General features: G+C 45.4%; 15 protein-coding genes and 1 pseudogene. 13 read left to right on the forward strand and 3 right to left on the reverse strand.

Annotated features, from left to right (window positions below):
• The first annotated feature begins 149 nt into the window (after window positions 1–149).
• The 10 genes from F0251_RS00290 (at window position 150) to F0251_RS00335 (ending at window position 11,904) form a co-directional block, all read left to right on the forward strand.
• Window positions 150–878, forward strand: coding sequence for a response regulator (locus tag F0251_RS00290; protein WP_061033671.1), 729 nt, complete (start codon window positions 150–152; stop codon window positions 876–878).
• A gap of 13 nt (window positions 879–891) precedes the next feature.
• A complete protein-coding gene (locus tag F0251_RS00295) occupies window positions 892–2,337 on the forward strand; it encodes an ATP-binding protein (RefSeq protein ID WP_150871501.1) in 1,446 nt (481 codons plus the stop codon).
• A 110-nt stretch (window positions 2,338–2,447) separates the two neighbouring features.
• Window positions 2,448–3,695 carry an ABC transporter substrate-binding protein gene (locus F0251_RS00300; RefSeq protein ID WP_137407315.1) on the forward strand — a complete coding sequence of 416 codons (1,248 nt, stop codon included), beginning with the start codon at window positions 2,448–2,450 and terminating at the stop codon, window positions 3,693–3,695.
• A 143-nt stretch (window positions 3,696–3,838) separates the two neighbouring features.
• Window positions 3,839–4,777: a carbohydrate ABC transporter permease gene (locus F0251_RS00305; protein WP_004739913.1), complete on the forward strand. Its 939-nt coding sequence runs from the start codon at window positions 3,839–3,841 to the stop codon at window positions 4,775–4,777.
• Complete coding sequence (locus F0251_RS00310; RefSeq protein ID WP_048661487.1) at window positions 4,774–5,631, forward strand: carbohydrate ABC transporter permease; 858 nt, start codon at window positions 4,774–4,776, stop codon at window positions 5,629–5,631. Before F0251_RS00305 ends, F0251_RS00310 begins: the two co-directional genes overlap by 4 nt.
• Before the next feature lie 6 nt (window positions 5,632–5,637).
• Window positions 5,638–6,750 (forward strand): ABC transporter ATP-binding protein, encoded by a 1,113-nt coding sequence (locus F0251_RS00315; RefSeq protein ID WP_171730084.1) that lies wholly within the window; start codon window positions 5,638–5,640, stop codon window positions 6,748–6,750.
• A gap of 268 nt (window positions 6,751–7,018) precedes the next feature.
• Window positions 7,019–8,386 (forward strand): GTPase HflX, encoded by a 1,368-nt coding sequence (gene hflX, locus F0251_RS00320; RefSeq protein WP_171730085.1) that lies wholly within the window; start codon window positions 7,019–7,021, stop codon window positions 8,384–8,386.
• 366 nt (window positions 8,387–8,752) lie between these two features.
• Window positions 8,753–9,748 (forward strand): TRAP transporter substrate-binding protein, encoded by a 996-nt coding sequence (locus F0251_RS00325; RefSeq protein WP_061033666.1) that lies wholly within the window; start codon window positions 8,753–8,755, stop codon window positions 9,746–9,748.
• 66 nt (window positions 9,749–9,814) lie between these two features.
• Window positions 9,815–10,540: a TRAP transporter small permease gene (locus F0251_RS00330; protein WP_171730086.1), complete on the forward strand. Its 726-nt coding sequence runs from the start codon at window positions 9,815–9,817 to the stop codon at window positions 10,538–10,540.
• Between the two features lie 2 nt (window positions 10,541–10,542).
• Window positions 10,543–11,904 (forward strand): TRAP transporter large permease, encoded by a 1,362-nt coding sequence (locus tag F0251_RS00335; protein WP_008218377.1) that lies wholly within the window; start codon window positions 10,543–10,545, stop codon window positions 11,902–11,904.
• Between the two features lie 54 nt (window positions 11,905–11,958).
• Here F0251_RS00335 and F0251_RS00340 read toward each other — a convergent pair whose 3' ends face one another.
• From F0251_RS00340 to F0251_RS00350, 3 genes are all read right to left on the reverse strand, one after another.
• Window positions 11,959–12,132, reverse strand: a complete 174-nt coding sequence (locus F0251_RS00340) for a hypothetical protein (protein WP_008218379.1) — start codon at window positions 12,130–12,132, stop codon at window positions 11,959–11,961.
• Window positions 12,133–12,210: 78 nt separating this feature from the next.
• Window positions 12,211–13,560 (reverse strand): sigma-54 dependent transcriptional regulator, encoded by a 1,350-nt coding sequence (locus F0251_RS00345; RefSeq protein ID WP_171730087.1) that lies wholly within the window; start codon window positions 13,558–13,560, stop codon window positions 12,211–12,213.
• A gap of 132 nt (window positions 13,561–13,692) precedes the next feature.
• On the reverse strand, window positions 13,693–15,492 hold the full coding sequence (locus tag F0251_RS00350) for an ATP-binding protein (protein WP_171730088.1): 1,800 nt from the start codon (window positions 15,490–15,492) through the stop codon (window positions 13,693–13,695).
• A gap of 162 nt (window positions 15,493–15,654) precedes the next feature.
• Between F0251_RS00350 and F0251_RS24620 the strand changes: the two are divergent.
• The 3 genes and pseudogenes from F0251_RS24620 to clpP all read left to right on the forward strand — a co-directional run.
• Window positions 15,655–15,837, forward strand: a pseudogene (locus F0251_RS24620) (hypothetical protein); the annotation flags it as partial.
• A gap of 318 nt (window positions 15,838–16,155) precedes the next feature.
• Window positions 16,156–17,454: a trigger factor gene (tig, locus tag F0251_RS00355; protein WP_004739926.1), complete on the forward strand. Its 1,299-nt coding sequence runs from the start codon at window positions 16,156–16,158 to the stop codon at window positions 17,452–17,454.
• A gap of 105 nt (window positions 17,455–17,559) precedes the next feature.
• Window positions 17,560–18,186, forward strand: a complete 627-nt coding sequence (gene clpP, locus F0251_RS00360) for an ATP-dependent Clp endopeptidase proteolytic subunit ClpP (protein WP_004736080.1) — start codon at window positions 17,560–17,562, stop codon at window positions 18,184–18,186.
• Window positions 18,187–18,221: the final 35 nt, after the last annotated feature.

Raw genomic sequence — 18,221 nt, forward strand, 5'->3', positions numbered from 1 at the left:
GGCTTATCAGTATAAAACCAACAGATAGCGGTCGCTTAGTTGTGATCTCTATCTGTTTGTTCTTCTAATTTTACAAACATATCAATAATCAAATACTCGACCTGCCTATACACTATGTGAATAAGTTGTAAATTTTATAGGTTTGGGCGATGCCAACAAATACTCGAATTCTCGTGGTGGATGATGATCAAGAAATCCGCGAGTTGCTGGAAGAGTACCTTACAAAATCGGGTTTCGATGTCTCTTCGGTTGGAGATGGGGTTGAACTACAAACTCACCTACAGAGCCAAGGTTACCCTGACCTGATACTTCTTGACGTGATGCTTCCCGGTGATGATGGTTTTACCCTGTGTCAGCGCGTCCGTAGAAACTCCAATGTGCCCATCATTATGCTGACTGCAGTGTCCGATGAAACCGATCAGATCATTGGCTTGGAAATTGGCGCCGATGACTATATCGCTAAGCCGTTTAGTCCCCGCCAATTAATGGCACGAATCAAAGCCTTGTTACGACGTGTTCAAGTGGTCGATGACAAGCCGAGTGACGCATTGCCTAAACAGATCATCTTTGGTGATTGGACACTCGATACTCTTGCACACCGAATCTCACACAACGAAAGCGCTGAAGAGATGGATTTGTCGGGCAGTGATTTTTCACTGTTAATGCTGTTCCTAACGCGCCCAAACGAAGTACTAGACCGAGATACTATCTCTTTTGCGACCAGAGGGCGTGAAGCACTGCCTTTTGAGCGTGGCATTGATGTTCAGTTAAGCCGTTTGAGAAGCAGGTTAGGAGATAGCGCTAAATACCCGCACTACATCAAAACCATGCGTGGTAACGGCTATATCTTGGCTGTACCTGTGCATTATGAGCACTGAGTAAGAAGTCCGTATGAAGTGGTTGAGAAGTTTAAAGCCAAACTCGTTAGTTGCTAGAACCTTGCTTTTGACCTTGCTAGCCGTCGTCATCGCACAAGGCATTGCAACGTCGATTTGGTATAGCGAATCCAAACAGAAAGAGTTAGAAGGTATTCGTTCTGCTTCATCGAGTATGGCGAACATGTTTGCTTCAACAGTGACCTTCTTTCAGTCTCTGCCCGTCAAATATCGCCATATCGTGTTAGACCAAATTCGAAACATGGGCGGCACGCGATTCTTCGTCTCTTTCAATAAAGAGGCATTGATTGTTGAGCCGATCCCCGATACCCGCTTAAAAACGGCATCGATAGAAGCGATAGAGAGTGTTTTGAGTAGCAAGCTTAACAAGGTGGAATCAGTTCGTGTCGACTTTTCTCGCCCAGAGCATCTTCGTTTGCTTAAAAATGACATCTATTTGAGCGATCTCCCGCGATCGTGGGCGCATCATACCTTAACTTTAGAGCCTCTTAATCCGCCTATTTTGGTTGTTCAGATTGAGCTAGCCAGTCACGAATGGGTTTACATTGCAGCACTGTTGCCAGCACCCTATGTAAAACTGGATGACACCATTCTCGGTCGTGAGCAGGTGATCTTCTTACTCTCTTCAACGTTGATTCTGCTGGTGTTGACCTACTTAATGATTCGCCGCCAAGTGCGCCCGCTTAAAAAGCTCGCGAGGGCCGCTAATGAGATGAGTATGGATATTCAGCAGCCGCCACTTAACGAGGAGGGGGCGACTGAGCTGGTCACGGCGACTCGAGCATTTAATCGCATGCAGCAGCGCATTCGTCGCTATGTGGCCGATAGAGAACACCTTTTCTCTGCTATTTCTCATGATTTAAAAACACCGATCACTCGGCTTAGGCTAAGAGCTGAATTGTTGGAAAGCGAAGTTAAGAAAGAGAAGTTCAACAAGGATTTGGATGAGCTAGAGATGATGGTCAAAGGTGCTCTGCAAGCGGTAAGAGATACGGACCTTCACGAAAACAACGCCATTATCGACCTCAATGACATGGTTGCTTCGGTTATTGAATCGCATAACCAGCATCAAACCTTAGTGGAGTTTGAACCCATTGTGGTTGAGCCGTTAGTCGCTAAACCATTAGCGATTAAACGTGTGCTGACCAATCTTATCGACAATGCAGTGAAATACGGCACATCCGCTAAGGTCGATATCAGTAGCGATTCTGTGTGGGTAATCGTGACGATTCAGGACCACGGTAAAGGAATCCCAGAAGACAAACTTGAGTTGGTGTTTGAACCCTACTTTAGGCTCGCGACCGACGATCAAGGGCACGGTTTAGGGCTCGGAATTTGTCGAAATATCCTGCACGGACACGGCGGAGATCTCATTATTCGCAACTCCCCTCAAGGTGGTTTAGAAGCCAAAGTCTATATCCCACGTGGCCTTGAAGTGTAATGTAACAATTGTGTTACATTGAGCTTACCTTTTGTTTCAATCTTATAAATCAGAATAAGTAGACTCTTTATTGAACCGGGCGTCGAGTCCGCTAAACATGGAAGATTATAATGAAAATCAATAAAACCCTACTTACTCTATCTCTTCTTGCTGCCTCAACATTTTCTCAAGCAGGTGAAGTGGAAGTACTTCACTGGTGGACTGCTGGTGGTGAAGCTAAATCCGCTGCAGTACTTAAAGAGATGATTGAAGAACAAGGTCATACTTGGAAAGATTTCGCTGTTGCTGGTGGTGGCGGCGAAAGTGCGATGACCGTTTTAAAAACTCGAGCAGTATCTGGTAATCCACCATCTGCCGCGCAGATCAAAGGTCATGATATTCAGGAGTGGGGTGGTTTAGGTTTTCTAACGTCTCTCGATGCAACCGCGAAACAAGAAAAGTGGGATGACTTACTTCCTGCTGTTGTTACCAAAGTAATGAAATGGGACGGTGAGTACGTAGCCGTTCCTGTGAACGTTCACCGTGTTAACTGGCTTTGGGCAAACCCAGAAGTACTCGAAAAATCAGGTGTGACGGTTCCAACTACCTTAGATGAGTTCTTTGTTGCCGCAGACAAGATCAAAGCGGCTGGCTTCATTCCACTGGCTCACGGTGGTCAACCTTGGCAAGACGCTACGGTATTCGAAGCTGTAGCACTTGATGTACTAGGCAGTGAAGATTACAACAAAGCGTTCGTTGATCTGGATATGGACGTGTTATCTGGCGACAAAATGGTGGAAGTGTTCACCAAGTTCAAAAAGATGCGTGACTACATCGACAGCAACTCTCCAGGTCGTGACTGGAACGTAGCAACCTCAATGGTTATCAATGGTGAAGCAGCAATGCAAATCATGGGTGACTGGGCGAAGGGCGAGTTTACAGCGGCAGGTAAAGTGCCAGGTAAAGACTACATCTGTGCACCAGCTCCGGGCACTGACGGCCAATTTACCTTCAATATCGATAGCTTTGCCTTCTTCGAGCTAGGCGATAAAGAGAATCAAAAAGCGCAACAAGATCTTGCGAAAACCATTCTTACTAAAGACTTCCAAGAGGTCTTCAACCTAAACAAAGGCTCGATTCCAGTACGTCTTGATATGGACATGTCTAAGTTCGACCAATGTGCGTTGGATTCAATGGCAACCTTCAAAGCAAGTGCGGAATCTGGCGACCTTGTACCGAGTATGGCTCACGGCCTAGCAACGACAAGCTACGCTCAAGGCGCTATCTATGACGTTGTGACCAACTTCTTCAATGAGAAAGATGCTGATCCTAAAGAGGCAGCAGCTAAGTTAGCGAAAGCAGTAAAAGCCGCTATCTAATCTCATTTGGTCTAGTACCAAACCCCCAGGGTGGGTAGGTTCGTGGCGAGCCTATCCGCTCTTCACCTCAATTCTGATATGCGTGATGCTGATGTGGTGCCGAGAGGTAAGCCATTGGCTTAATTGTGCAACAAGGAAAAGTTATGGAGCATGTTTTGACTGAGTCGACTCCAAAACCGACAAGGAGCCAGCCTGCACCAAAGCCCAGTTTTGCTGACAGGTTACAACATTGGTTACCTAAGATTGTGCTGGCACCGACCGCGTTGGTGACCGTGGTATGTATCTACGGCTATATATTCTGGACGGCAGCGCTGTCGTTTACTAATTCTCGATTTCTACCGAGTTTCAACTTTGTTGGCTTTGCTCAATATGAAAAGCTGATGGAGAACGACCGCTGGATCACCTCAATCACTAATCTCGGTGTGTTTGGAATCCTATTCATGGTGATTGCTATCGTCTTGGGTGTCGGTTTGGCGATTTTGCTTGACCAAAACATCCGTCAAGAAGGCGCGATTCGTACCATCTATTTATATCCAATGGCGCTGTCATTCATCGTGACGGGTACCGCTTGGAAGTGGATTTTGAATCCGGGCCTAGGCATTGAGAAATTGATGCAAGATTGGGGCTTTACCGACTTTAAATTTGACTGGTTGGTGGACTCTGAAATGGCGGTCTACACCTTAGTGATTGCCGCGCTTTGGCAGTCGTCAGGCTTTGTGATGGCGATGTTCTTAGCTGGCCTGCGTGGTATCGATTCCTCCATCATTAAAGCCGCACAAATTGATGGGGCAAGCTTACCCACTATTTATCTCAAAATCATTTTACCTTGCTTGCGACCTGTGGTTTTCAGCGCGGTGATCATAACTTCTCACATTGCGATTAAGAGCTTCGACCTTGTGACGGCGATGACAGCAGGTGGACCAGGGTATTCCTCGGATCTTCCGGCGCTATTTATGTATGCACACTCATTTACACGTGGACAAATCGGCCTCGGTGCCGCCAGTGCGATGATGATGCTTGCCGGTATCTTAGCGATTCTCGTGCCTTATCTTTACTCTGAACTTAGGGAGAAAAAGTCATGATGAATAACATCAATTTTGCTCGAATGTTTATCTATTCAGCACTGCTTTTCTTCTGTTTGGTGTATTTGATGCCACTGTTCGTGATGGTGCTGACCTCGTTCAAAACTCTGCCTGATATCAAGGCGGGTAACTTGATGAGCTTACCGAAAGAGTGGGTGTTTGATGCTTGGTATAAAGCGTGGGACACCGCTTGTACTGGCGTGAAATGTGAAGGCATCAAAGGCTACTTCTGGAACTCGTTCCAAATGGTGATTCCTGCGGTTGCGATCTCAACATTGCTCGGTGCATTTAATGGTTATGTCGTGACGAAATGGCAATTCAGAGGTTCAAACCTGTTCTTTAGTTTGTTGTTATTTGGCTGCTTTATTCCATTCCAAGTGGTGTTGCTGCCAATGGCAACCATGTTAGGAAAAATGGGTTTGGCAAACACAACTATCGGCTTAGTGATTGTGCATGTTATCTATGGCATGGCATTTACGACTCTGTTTTTCCGGAACTTCTACATCTCGATTCCTGATGAATTGATCAAAGCGGCAAAGCTTGATGGCGCTGGCTTCTTTACCATCTTCTTCAAGATCTTATTACCGATCTCCACGCCGATCATTATGGTGACGGTGATCTGGCAGTTTACTGCTATTTGGAATGACTTCTTGTTTGGAGTGGTCTATTCCGGCTCAGAAACTCAGCCGATTACCGTGGCATTAAATAACTTGGTGAACACCAGCACTGGCGTTAAAGAATACAACGTCGATATGGCAGCTGCGATCATCGCCGCACTGCCAACGCTGTTGGTGTATGTCTTCGCAGGAAAATATTTTGTTCGTGGCCTAACGGCAGGATCAGTAAAAGGATAATTACCCATGGCAACATTAGATTTAAAACAGATCCGTAAAACCTATCGCAACGCGGACAACGAAACGTTAAAGGGCATCGACATTAGTATCGATTCGGGGGAGTTCTTGATACTTGTCGGCCCTTCGGGGTGTGGAAAATCCACCCTAATGAATACCATTGCTGGGCTAGAAAACATTAGTTCAGGTGAAATCGTGATTGATGGTGTCGACGTGGCTCAGGTTGAGCCCAAAGACCGCGACATCGCGATGGTGTTCCAGTCGTACGCACTTTACCCAAACATGACGGTACGTGGCAATATCGCCTTCGGCTTGAAGATCCGTAAGATGCCTCAAGACGAGATCGATGCTGAGGTGAATCGAGTCGCTGAAATGTTGCAAATCGAACAACTGCTGGACCGCAAACCATCACAGCTATCGGGTGGTCAGCGTCAACGTGTCGCGATGGGGCGTGCTTTAGCGCGTCGTCCTAAGCTGTACTTGTTTGATGAGCCACTTTCTAACTTGGATGCCAAGCTACGTGTGGAAATGCGCCATCAGATTAAGCGTCTGCATCAAAAGCTCAGCACCACGATTGTTTATGTAACCCATGACCAAATCGAGGCAATGACGCTGGCTGATCGTATCGCAGTAATGAAAGATGGTGAACTGCAACAGTTAGGCACACCACAAGAGATCTACACTAAGCCAAGCAACATGTTTGTGGCAGGCTTTATGGGGTCACCATCGATGAACTTCATCAAGACCATGGTGGATCTCGACGAAGAGCAGAACCCGATCATCAAGGTTATTGGTACGGCTGATCAGGAGCACCATATTCGTCTGCCGCAAAGCATGCGCGAACAAGATGGCAAAGAAGTGGTGATTGGCCTTCGCCCAGAGCACATTACTGAGCAACAAGGCGATGATCTATCAGCAACCACTCAACTGGACTTACAACTGGAAGTGCTAGAACCGACAGGGCCAGATACGATAGCGATGGTGAAAGTGAACGACCAAGAAGTGGCTTGTCGCTTGTCGCCGGAATTTGAAGTGTCAGTTGGGCAAATGGCGCCGCTGCATTTTGATTTATCAAAGGCGGTATTCTTTGATGCTCAGACTGAAGCGAGAATTGATTTCTAGTTTTTGAGTCGGTCGCTCAATTAAAGGCTAAGCTTAAAATAAGGCAGTATCACCAATTCGTAATTGATAATGTGATGTTGCCTTTTTGTTGTTTTAGCTCGTTTTATTTCCTCATGAAAACAGAGGGATAAACGAGATAATCAGATTAACTGAAATAATATCGCCAATTAGTCACGGTTAGCTCTATAAAGCGGACTGAGAACAGCGTAGGATCGCGCTACTTTAGACCCAATACTAGGTGCACTTTTGTGCATAGACAGAATAAAACATGAAACTAACAGCAAAACCCTCCGCTAGTAACGCTCTACTTATCTCTATTACGACACCTGATTTTAAAGGTGACGAAGCAAAAGAGTCTCTTGCTGAACTTGCTCGATTAGTGACAACCCTAGGGTTTAAAGTGGTCGGTACTCAGTCACAACACCACAGTTCAACCCAACGACAAAACGTATTGGGTGCCGGTAAGCTTGCAGAAATTGCTCACCTAACCGGTTACCAAGGTTCGATTCAAGAAGTGGAAGACGAAGACTTCATTGATGAGTCTTTTGATTTTCATGCTGGTATTGATGAACTCGATTTTGACGACCTGCCATCTGAAGAGGTGGAGTTTGGTACTGCTGATGTTGTGGTATTTGACTGTGATTTGAGCCCATCTCAACTACGCAATGTTGAGGCTCACTTAGGTGTCGAAGTGTTTGACCGCACCGGTATCATCATCGAAATTTTCAGTCGCCACGCTCGCACTCGTACCGCACGTCTGCAAGTAGAAATTGCTCGTCTAAATTACTTAGTACCTCGACTTCGTGAAACAGCCGACGGTGACAAAGAACGTCAAATGGGTCAGGGTGCTGGTGAAACCTCACTAGAGCTTGACCGTCGTAAAGTTCGAGACCAAATTGCTGCGCTTAAGCGTGAGCTGGTAAGTGTACAAGATGAAATGAAGAACCGACGCACACAGCGTTCGGAACTTTTCACTGTTGCTCTGGTTGGTTACACCAACGCGGGTAAATCTTCGATGATGCGTGCAATGACCGCAACCGAAGTGAGTGGTGAAGACAAGCTGTTCGCAACCCTAGATACCACGGTTCGTGCACTTCAGCCGATCACTCAGCCGCGTATCTTAGTGTCAGATACGGTTGGTTTTATCAAGAAGCTGCCACATGATCTGGTTGCTTCATTCCACTCAACGCTTGCAGAAGCACACGACGCGTCACTACTGCTTTATGTGGTTGATGCGTCTGACGTTTCATTCCGCGCGCAGCTTGATGTGGTACATGAAGTATTAGCGCAAGTGGGTGTTGAAGGCAGTGAAAAACTCTTGGTACTCAACAAGTGCGATAGATTGAGTGAAGAGCAGCAGCTTGCGTTGATGGACGAATTCCCTGATGCAATGCTGACCTCGACTCGTGACCCGCTCGATATCACTAAACTGCACAAGTACATCGTGGGTGTGGCTGAGCAAGGAATGATCGAAGAAGAGATCACCATTCCTTATTCTGGGCAAGGCATCATCGGTGAGATCCGCTCTAATATGAGTGTGGTGAAGGAAGAGTACGACTACGAGTGCATTAAGCTGACAGTACGTTCAAGTGCTATTGATTTAGCAAGACTTAAAAAGCGTATGCAGAACTCGTAATCATCTGTTTCAGATAATATTTCAATATCCTATTAAGATAACCAGCTCTAAAGAATCTCTATATAAGGCTGCCATTTTGTTTACCGAAGTGGTGGCCTTTATTTTTCCTCCTAACCTTTATTTGTCCTCTAAACCTCTATTTCATCATTGATAGTTTGGTCAACTCTCACCCATTTATAAATTTTCTATGGGTCATTTTCCACCCATTAATATTATTGGCTGAGCTCCCTGATGAGCGGCTCGATATTACCAAGCCTTATGGTTAAAGGGTTGTTAATGATTTGTGTCAATATGGCGCGCTAATTGCCTTAGTGAAAGCACGCAGTTCCCATTGAAGGGCTGCTTTGTTTACTAAGGAGAATAATAATGTTTAAGCCTCTTACCCTGCTGTCTGTATCTGCTCTGGCACTCACCAGTTTTAATGCTGCTGCAAACTGTGATCCAGGTGAAATCGTGATTAAATTCAGTCATGTAACCAATACGGATAAACACCCGAAAGGCATCGCTGCTTCTCTACTTGAAGAGCGAGTAAACACGGAAATGAATGGTAAAGCTTGTATGCAAGTTTTCCCTAACTCGACGCTTTACGATGATAACAAGGTACTGGAAGCCCTGTTAAATGGTGATGTTCAAATGGCGGCACCTTCGTTGTCTAAATTTGAGAAGTTCACTAAGAAATACCGCATTTTTGACCTTCCGTTCCTGTTTGAAGATGTAGAAGCCGTTGACCGTTTCCAAAACTCAGAATCTGGTGAAAAGCTGAAGAACGCAATGAAGCGTCGTGGTCTTCAAGGTTTGGCATTCTGGCACAATGGCATGAAGCAGATGTCTGCGAACAAGCCACTACTAACCCCTGCAGATGCAGAAGGTTTGAAGTTCCGTGTTCAAGCGTCAGACGTATTGGTAGCTCAGTTTGAGCAGTTAGGTGCTAACCCTCAGAAAATGTCGTTCAAAGAAGTATATGGCGGCCTGCAAACTAAGGTTATCGATGGTCAAGAGAACACTTGGTCAAACATCTACGGTAAGAAGTTCTTCGAAGTACAAGACGGCGTGACTGAAACCAATCACGGCATTTTGGATTACCTAGTGGTAACGTCAAACGACTTCTGGAAAGACCTACCTGAAGATGTACGTACACAGCTTGGCACCATCGTCCAAGAAGTCTCTGAAACTCGTAACGCTGAATCTTCAAAAGTTAACCTAGCGAACAAAAACAACATCATCGAAGCTGGTGGTGAGGTTCGTACGTTGACGCCTGAACAGCGTCAAGCATGGGTAACAGCACTTCAACCAGTATGGAAGAAGTTTGAAAAAGACATCGGTTCAGATCTTATCGATGCAGCATTAGCTTCAAACCAATAACACCGCTATAGGGCGGCGGCTCCCTACCGCTGCCCTTTATTAAAACAATTATAAGCGGAGCATTTTATGGAACAGTCTCAAATGGAACAGTCTTTATTTTCCAAAGTCGGAAGAGTCACCGATTTAATTGAAGAGTCTTTAATAGCCTTCTTTCTGGGTGCAATGACCCTACTAACTTTTGCGAACGTGGTCTTTCGATACGCGTTCAATGACAACATTTTATGGGCATTGGAACTGACGGTATTCATGTTTGCATGGATGGTACTGGTTGGCGCTTCTTACGGCGTTAAAAAGCACTTTCACATTGGTGTTGATGTCATCATCAACCTTGCCCCTGAAAAGCTACGCAAAGTGTATGCGTTAATTGCCGTCACTAGCTGCCTTGCCTTTTCAATCTTACTTCTCATCGGCTCATGGAATTATTGGTACCCATTCGCGACTGATCGCGCATGGTATGAAACCGATGATATTCCAATGCCAGAGATACTGCAGTTCTTAGCTGACTGGCTGAATGAAGGTGAGCGATACGAGAAACTACCACGCTTTATCCCTTACATGGCGTTGCCGATTGGTATGGCATTACTAACGTTCCGATTCATCCAAGTTGCTTACCAAGTTGTGACGGGCAAACTCGACCGCATGATTGCAGGTCATGAAGCCGAAGAAGAGTTGGATGCGTTGAAAGCGGATGTACTTGCGGGTTCTGACGAAGACGCGACTGCAGTATTGGATTCGACTACGAACAACAAGACCAGCGCGTCGGGTACAAAGCCTAACGGTAAGGAAGACTAATCATGGCAATGTTATTTCTATTTTTGATGGTAATTGCTTTTATGTTGGTCGGTGTGCCAATTGCGATTTCCTTAGGTTTATCAAGCATCTTGTTTTTGTTGATGCATTCAGATGCGTCATTGGCATCGGTCGCACAAACTCTGTTTAACGCCTTTGCTGGCCACTACACATTGTTAGCGATTCCTTTCTTTATCTTGGCCTCGAGCTTTATGTCTACTGGTGGCGTGGCGAAACGAATTATCCGCTTTGCTATCGCGATGGTTGGCTGGTTCCGCGGTGGCTTGGCGATGGCATCGGTTGTGGCATGTATGATGTTCGCAGCGTTGTCTGGCTCTTCACCTGCGACGGTAGTGGCGATCGGTAGTATCGTTATCGCAGGTATGATCAAAAACGGTTATTCGAAAGAGTTTGCTGCAGGGGTTATCTGTAATGCAGGTACTTTGGGTATTTTGATCCCGCCATCGATCGTAATGGTGGTATACGCGGCGGCAACCGATGTATCGGTAGGTCGTATGTTCCTTGGTGGCGTGATCCCGGGTTTGTTGGCGGGTGTGATGTTGATGATCGCTATCTACATTGCAGCACGCATTAAGAAGATTCCAGCGCAACCATTTGTGGGTTGGGGTGAGATGTTCGCAGCCGCTAAAGACGCAAGCTGGGGTTTGCTACTGATCGTCATCATTCTTGGTGGTATCTACGGTGGTATCTTTACCCCGACAGAAGCAGCAGCAGTAGCGGCGGTGTATGCCTTCTTTATTGCCAACTTTATCTATAAAGACATGGGGCCGTTTGCGGATAAGAGCAACACCAAGCCAGCGCTGGTTAAAGTGTTCCAAACCTTCTTTCATAAAGATACCAAAGACACACTCTATGATGCGGGTAAGCTGACGATCATGCTGCTGTTTATCATTGCTAATGCTCTGATTTTGAAGCACGTGCTGACAGAAGAACGTATACCTCAGATGATTACCGAATCTATGCTCTCTGCGGGCTTAGGGCCGATCACCTTCTTGATTGTGGTGAACGTACTGCTCTTGATTGGTGGTCAGTTCATGGAGCCATCAGGCCTTCTGATCATCGTTGCTCCGCTAGTATTCCCAATTGCTATTGCACTCGGTATTGACCCAATTCACCTTGGCATCATGATGGTGGTGAACATGGAAATAGGGATGATAACACCGCCAGTGGGACTCAACTTGTTTGTAACTGCAGGGGTTGCCAAGATGTCGATGATGAATGTGGTCAAAGCGGCGCTGCCTTGGGTTGGCGTAATGTTCCTGTTCTTGATAATCGTAACTTACGTGCCTTGGGTATCGACATGGTTACCAACCACCTTGATGGGACCGGAGATCATAACCAAGTAGTTGCTTGAACGTTTCATTGACATGGCATTCAATTCATAAAAAATGAGGAGGTCTTTAGACCTCCTCATCTATGTGTCTTCCTCGCTTAACATGAGGATTGATCTGTTCGTATAGCGCTCTTTTCGCTTCCAATTCCGGCGTGTTTAAGTCGAGATGTTCATCGGTATAGTAAATGCCATCTATCTCGAAAGTGTCGCTAATCGAAGGAACTCTAGTTTTCTCACCCATAGCCATATCCTTATTATATTTATTGCATAACATCCTGTTATTGAAATAAGTATAGGTGATCTTGCTCGCAAATCTAATTTAGTTTGGTTCCGCCTTAAATGACTCTTTAGATAGCTGATGTTTTTGCATCTTATCGTAGAGTGTTTTTCTTGGTAGCTGCAGCCTTTCCATTGTCTCTTTGATACTACCGTTACATTCGATAAGCACTTGCTTTAACGTGTTTTTTTCAAATTCTGATACTAACTCGGCCAAAGACATTTGTTGGGCGGTTGTATTAGCGTTATCTGATAGGTGAGAAAGCTTACCTAAAAGGACAAAACGTTCTGCAGTGTTACGTAATTCACGCACATTTCCCGGCCAATCATGCGCTAAAAGGGCGTGTAATTCACTTTGTGGTAGAGCAGGGGCGGTTTTGCCATAGCGAGCGGCAGCGACCAACAAGAAGTGGTGGAACAGGGCTGGGATGTCTTCTTGTCTGCTTCTCAACGGTGGTAAATCTAAGGTCACAACGTTAAGTCGATAATAGAGATCCTGGCGGAAAGTACCTTCTTCAGCAGCCTTCTTTAGGTCGACTTTAGTGGCCGCAATCACGCGGATATCCAGAGGTACCAATCCGTTTGAGCCCACCCTTTCGATAACGCGTTCTTGCAACACACGTAGTAGGCGTATCTGTGCTTGCATCGGCATAGATTCTATTTCATCCAAGAACAGGGTTCCGCCCTGAGCAAACTCAAACTTACCCACGCGTTTACTCTCTGCACCTGTGAATGCGCCTTTTTCATGACCGTAGAGCTCACTCTCAATTAGGTTTTCAGGAACGGCACCACAGTTTACAGCGACAAAGTTTTGTTCTCTGCGGCTGCTTTGCTCATGCAGGGAGCGCGCGACCAGCTCTTTACCTGTGCCTGTCTCTCCAAACAACAAGATATCGGCGTTGGTGTCAGCGACATGGGTAATCACAGAGCGAAGCTCAGTCATGGATTGAGTATCACCAATGATTCTTGGTCCAAGGGTTTTACTGGCTTTGAGTGAGCGTTTGAGTTCAAGGTTTTCCAAGGTCAGCTGGCGCTTTTCAATGGCGCGTTTGGTTGTCTCTATTAAGCGTTCATTGGCAAAAGGCTTCTCGATAAAATCGTAGGCGCCGTCTTGAATCGCTTGCACCGCCATCGAGATGTCACCGTGCCCTGTGATCATGATGACGGGAATCTCTTTGTCTTTATGCATGACAGTGTTGAGCAAGTCATGGCCAGAGATACCGGGTAGACAGATATCGGTAATGATCACATGAGGTAACCCGTTCTCTTGAATCGCGAGCAAAGCTGATTCCGCATCGGGAAAGAATTCGGCGTCAATATCCGCGAGCTCAAAACTCTGTTCAATCGCTATTCTTAGGTCGGATTCATCATCAATGAAATAGACGTGACACATAGTTAATCCTTTACTCTTTTCTACTAATTATTGCTGAGTTTTTGTTCGCTCTTATTTGAGTGGGCGAATCTCAGTCTGTTGTTTTTGCTTCGTGTGTTGGTGCTTATTCTTTTGTCTTTGCAGTTCTTGCTCTTACTGTTGCTCAATAACGGGTAACTCAATGCTAAATCGAGCACCACCTTGTGGACTGGTTCCCGTCGTGAGCTTGCCGTTGATCCCACTGATTATTTGCTGAGATATCGATAAGCCTAACCCAAGCCCGTTCTTCTTGGTGGTATGGAAAGGCTCGAAAAAGTTACCGCTTGATGAAGACGTAAAGCCAGGCCCGTTGTCATCGATGTGAATCAGTAGCGTGTTATCTTGAGCCTCATCCGTTTCTTTGATTTCTAACAAGATGGCTAATTGCTTATCGTCTTGCTCTTCCATTGCCTGAACAGCATTAGTGAGTAGGTTGATGATGACTTGTTCCAGTTGAATGGCGTTAGCGAGTACACAGACATCGAAGGTTTCGGGCAGCTCATTAAGCTTAACTCGCTCGCTTTTGAACTGTGGCTTCATCAGTTCTTTAGATGAGTGAAGAATGGGCAGTATTTGTAAGGTGTGCAGCTCTTCGGCGGTCGATTTTTTAGCAAAGGAGCGAAGCTGGTGGCTGATTTTCGCCATACGATCGGTGAGTGCTGAAATACGCGATAAGTTGTCATCGACTCGATCTATTTTCTCTTTGGCCAGAAACAGTCGCCCATTGTCGGCGTAGCTGCGAATGGCCGCGAGAGGGTTGTTCAACTCATGACTAATACTGGCTGACATCTGACCTAATACCGCTAGCTTGGCTGCTTGAATGAGCTCGTCTTGGGTGTGTCTCAATACTCGCTCGGTTTCGATACGTTGCTTGATCTCTCCATGCAACTCAGAGGTTCTTTCGAGTACTTGAAACTCTAGTTTCTGATTCGCTTCAGACTGTAATCTGTCGATCTGAGCGCGTCGGTGTTGGCGATGAAGGTTAAGCTGAATGACCAGATAAATGATCGCGAATACTAAGCTTAATACCACCATGTAGGCTACCAAATCCCACCAAACCAAGTGTGTAGGAGAGAAGACCCTGACCGTTAATCCAGGGTCAGGTAGAAAGCGTGAAGAGGTAAAAAACTTTTCTCTAACTAAAGGATGAGATGAACGAATGCTGCTGGTCGCGCCCTCTAGATCGCCAGAGAAGTGAAGGCTTTCAATCTGGGTATCGAGATATTGCTGATTCTCCCGAATGCGAGCTTGTTGTGCATTATCGAGAGGCTGAAGACTTTTGAATAGCCATTCAGGATTGCTAGACATAAAGATAATCTGGTCTTTATCATCCGCGACAAAAAAGCTCTGTTTGCCTTGCCAGCTTGCTTCTATCGAAGATAAATCCATTTTTACCACAATTACACCAATGATTTCAGCAGCATAAGAGACCGGGTAAGAGTAATAGTAGCCTCTCTTTCCTGAAGTCGAACCTAAAGCAAAGTACTGCTTTTCATGTCCTTGAATGGCTTGTTGGTAATAAGGGCGAAAGGCAAAGTTACGCCCAACAAAAGAATGTTTTAGATTCCAGTTACTGGCTGCGATAGTGGTACCGATGCTATCCAATAAATAGGTGTCAGACGCCTGAATAACAGTGTTGACGTGCTCTAGATAGCGATTGGTGAGTTCAATTTGAGCAGTGTTGCTTGGTGAGTGCAGGGCATCAACTAGCTCTTTATCCTTCGAAAGTAGCTCAGGGATATGGGCAAACTTATCCAATTGGCTGGCAATGTGGACGGAAAAGCGGTCTAAGTTAGATTGGTGATCATTTAACAAACTTTGATGGCTCGTATTCCATACCCAGTGACCACCAAGGATCATCAAGACGCTGTAGGCGATCAATAACAGGATACGAATTCTCGAAGCTTGAAACATGTTGGTTCTCCGCTAAATCGGGGCGACAATATAAAGCCTGCTTTCTCTCATTCATCACAGCAATTAGCGGTAGTTTTTGCTGAAAATAGAGAGCTAGTAGATGGAGTTAGGTTAAGGCTTTGTAACGGAGATTGTTGAAAAAGTTATCGACTCTGAGGGGTAAAACAAGAGCAAGATCTCTTTTTAAGGTTTTTAGCAAAAAAAGCCCTCGATTCCCTTGAAAAAGTCGCTATTGTCCCCATTTCTGTTGTGCTAAGTGATGTTCTGAACGTTTTTGTATCATTTAGTTGGACGAATTTAGAGCATTCATCATCAAGCAGAGGTGAACGGCTCGACAGAGATTAAACAGATCGCTAGAATGTCGCGTCTAAAATTTCTGTCCTGAGGCTAATCGGAGATACCTTTCTTGTTTCCGAAAACAAGCTTCGCTGCTTTTTATTAGCCAGTGAAAACTGAGCTCTTAACAAGTATGTGAAGATGAAGATATCGCTGATTAGTCTGGTGTTTGGTTGAATGATCAATTCAAACATCAATGCTCGATTTTAAATTAGGTGTTCGGATAGAGCACTACACAAGGATGCAGCCAACAACGCCGGCTTTTGAATTAAAGCCAAGTTACGGCTCATATGCTCAGATTACTGAGCCAGTTTTGAGGTTTATATAATGCAAGTTACTGTTGAAACGCTAGAAGGCCTAGAGCGCCGTCTTAATATTACTGTTCCTGCTGCTAACATCGAAGATGCAGTTACAGCTGAACTACGCAACATCGCGAAAAACCGTCGTTTCGATGGTTTCCGTAAAGGCAAAGTGCCAATGAAGATGGTTGCTAAAATGTACGGCAAAGCAGTACGTCAAGACGTGATGGGCGAAGTAATGCAACGTCACTTCATCGAAGCGATCGTTAAAGAGAAAATCAACCCAGCTGGCGCACCAACTTTCGCACCAGTTGAAAACAACGAAGGCGCTGACCTAGTATTCAACGCAACTTTTGAAGTTTACCCAGAAGTTGAGCTGAAAGGTCTAGAAAACATCACTGTTGAGAAACCAGCAGTAGAAGTTAAAGACGCAGACGTTGAAGAGATGATCGAAACTCTACGTAAGCAACAAGCAACTTGGACTGAAGTTGACACTGCAGCTGACGCTGGTTCTCGTGCAACTATCGACTTCGTTGGTTCTATCGACGGTGAAGAGTTCGAAGGCGGTAAAGCTGAGAACTTCCCACTAGAGATGGGCGCTGGTCGCATGATCCCTGGTTTTGAAGACGGTATCGTTGGTAAAACAGCAGGTATGGAATTCGAAATCGACGTAAACTTCCCAGAAGATTACCACGCTGAAAACCTAAAAGGTAAAGCAGCTAAGTTTGCAATCAAAGTAAACAAAGTTGAAGCTCGTGAACTTCCAGAACTAAACGAAGAATTCGTTGCTAAGTTCGGCGCAACTGACGGCGTTGAAGGTCTTAAAGCTGAAGTTCGTAAGAACATGGAGCGTGAGCTTAAGCAAGCTGTTAAGAACCGCATCAAAGAGCAAGCTATCGACGGTCTAGTTAACGAAAACAACATCGACGTACCTTCTGCTCTAATCGATCAAGAGATCGGTGTTCTACGTCAACAAGCTGCTCAACGTTTCGGTGGCAACACTGAAGCTGCTGACCAACTTCCACGTGAGCTGTTCGAAGAGCAAGCTAAACGTCGCGTAGTTGTAGGTCTTCTACTTGGTGAAGTAATCAAGACTGAAGAGCTAAAAGCTGATGACGAGAAAGTTAAAGCTATCATCGAAGAGATGGCTACAGCATACGAAGATCCATCTGAAGTTATTGCTTACTACGAGCAAAACGAGCAAATGATGAACAACATGCGCAACGTTGCTCTAGAAGAGCAAGCTATTGATGCAATCATCGCTAAAGCTCAAGTTTCTGATAAAGAAGTTAGCTTCAACGAGCTAATGAATCAGCAACCTGCTTAATATAGTAATATCTGACGTAGAAGGTTGACGTACGGTCGACAATTCTGCTAACAATGGTCCGTATGATTTTATCATTCGGGCCATTTATTTTAGGGACATAAGAATATGAGCTACCAAGAAAAAAATACAATGCCATCGATTATGGACGCACTAGTTCCTATGGTGGTTGAACAGACTTCCCGTGGTGAACGTTCTTACGATATTTATTCTCGTCTATTAAAAGAACGAATCATTTTCTTAACAGGTCAAGTGGAAGACCACATGGCAAATCTTGTCGTGGCTCAACTGCTTTTCTTGGAATCTGAAAACCCAGACAAAGATATCTACCTTTACATCAACTCACCTGGCGGTAGCGTAACAGCAGGCATGTCTATCTACGACACAATGCAGTTCATCAAGCCAAACGTGAGCACAGTATGTATGGGGCAAGCTTGCTCTATGGGTGCATTCTTACTAGCGGGTGGTACTCCAGGTAAGCGTCACGTGCTTCCAAACTCACGTGTAATGATTCACCAGCCACTTGGCGGCTTCCAAGGCCAAGCGTCTGATATTCAGATTCACGCGCAAGAGATCCTAACGATCAAACAAAAGCTAAACAAACTATTGGCAGAGCACACAGGCCAGCCTCTAGAAGTTGTTGAGCGTGATACAGATCGTGACAATTTCATGTCTGCTGATCAAGCAGTAGAATACGGTTTAGTGGATTCAGTTCTTAATCACCGCGGTCAATAATTGCAGGGCAATTGTTTGACGCAAAGTGATGCAAA

Source organism: Vibrio sp. 070316B (assembly GCF_013114115.1).
Lineage (GTDB): Bacteria > Pseudomonadota > Gammaproteobacteria > Enterobacterales > Vibrionaceae > Vibrio > Vibrio chagasii_B.

Coding starts and splice junctions, on each gene's coding strand:
- F0251_RS00310 (WP_048661487.1), top strand. CDS start 4,774: ATGATGAATAACATCAATTTTGCTCGAATGTTTATCTATTCAGCACTG.
- F0251_RS00345 (WP_171730087.1), bottom strand. CDS start 13,560: ATGTGTCACGTCTATTTCATTGATGATGAATCCGACCTAAGAATAGCG.
- hflX (WP_171730085.1), top strand. CDS start 7,019: ATGAAACTAACAGCAAAACCCTCCGCTAGTAACGCTCTACTTATCTCT.
- F0251_RS00335 (WP_008218377.1), top strand. CDS start 10,543: ATGGCAATGTTATTTCTATTTTTGATGGTAATTGCTTTTATGTTGGTC.
- F0251_RS00290 (WP_061033671.1), top strand. CDS start 150: ATGCCAACAAATACTCGAATTCTCGTGGTGGATGATGATCAAGAAATC.
- F0251_RS00305 (WP_004739913.1), top strand. CDS start 3,839: ATGGAGCATGTTTTGACTGAGTCGACTCCAAAACCGACAAGGAGCCAG.
- clpP (WP_004736080.1), top strand. CDS start 17,560: ATGAGCTACCAAGAAAAAAATACAATGCCATCGATTATGGACGCACTA.
- F0251_RS00340 (WP_008218379.1), bottom strand. CDS start 12,132: ATGGGTGAGAAAACTAGAGTTCCTTCGATTAGCGACACTTTCGAGATA.
- F0251_RS00315 (WP_171730084.1), top strand. CDS start 5,638: ATGGCAACATTAGATTTAAAACAGATCCGTAAAACCTATCGCAACGCG.
- F0251_RS00330 (WP_171730086.1), top strand. CDS start 9,815: ATGGAACAGTCTCAAATGGAACAGTCTTTATTTTCCAAAGTCGGAAGA.
- F0251_RS00300 (WP_137407315.1), top strand. CDS start 2,448: ATGAAAATCAATAAAACCCTACTTACTCTATCTCTTCTTGCTGCCTCA.
- F0251_RS00295 (WP_150871501.1), top strand. CDS start 892: ATGAAGTGGTTGAGAAGTTTAAAGCCAAACTCGTTAGTTGCTAGAACC.
- tig (WP_004739926.1), top strand. CDS start 16,156: ATGCAAGTTACTGTTGAAACGCTAGAAGGCCTAGAGCGCCGTCTTAAT.
- F0251_RS00325 (WP_061033666.1), top strand. CDS start 8,753: ATGTTTAAGCCTCTTACCCTGCTGTCTGTATCTGCTCTGGCACTCACC.
- F0251_RS00350 (WP_171730088.1), bottom strand. CDS start 15,492: ATGTTTCAAGCTTCGAGAATTCGTATCCTGTTATTGATCGCCTACAGC.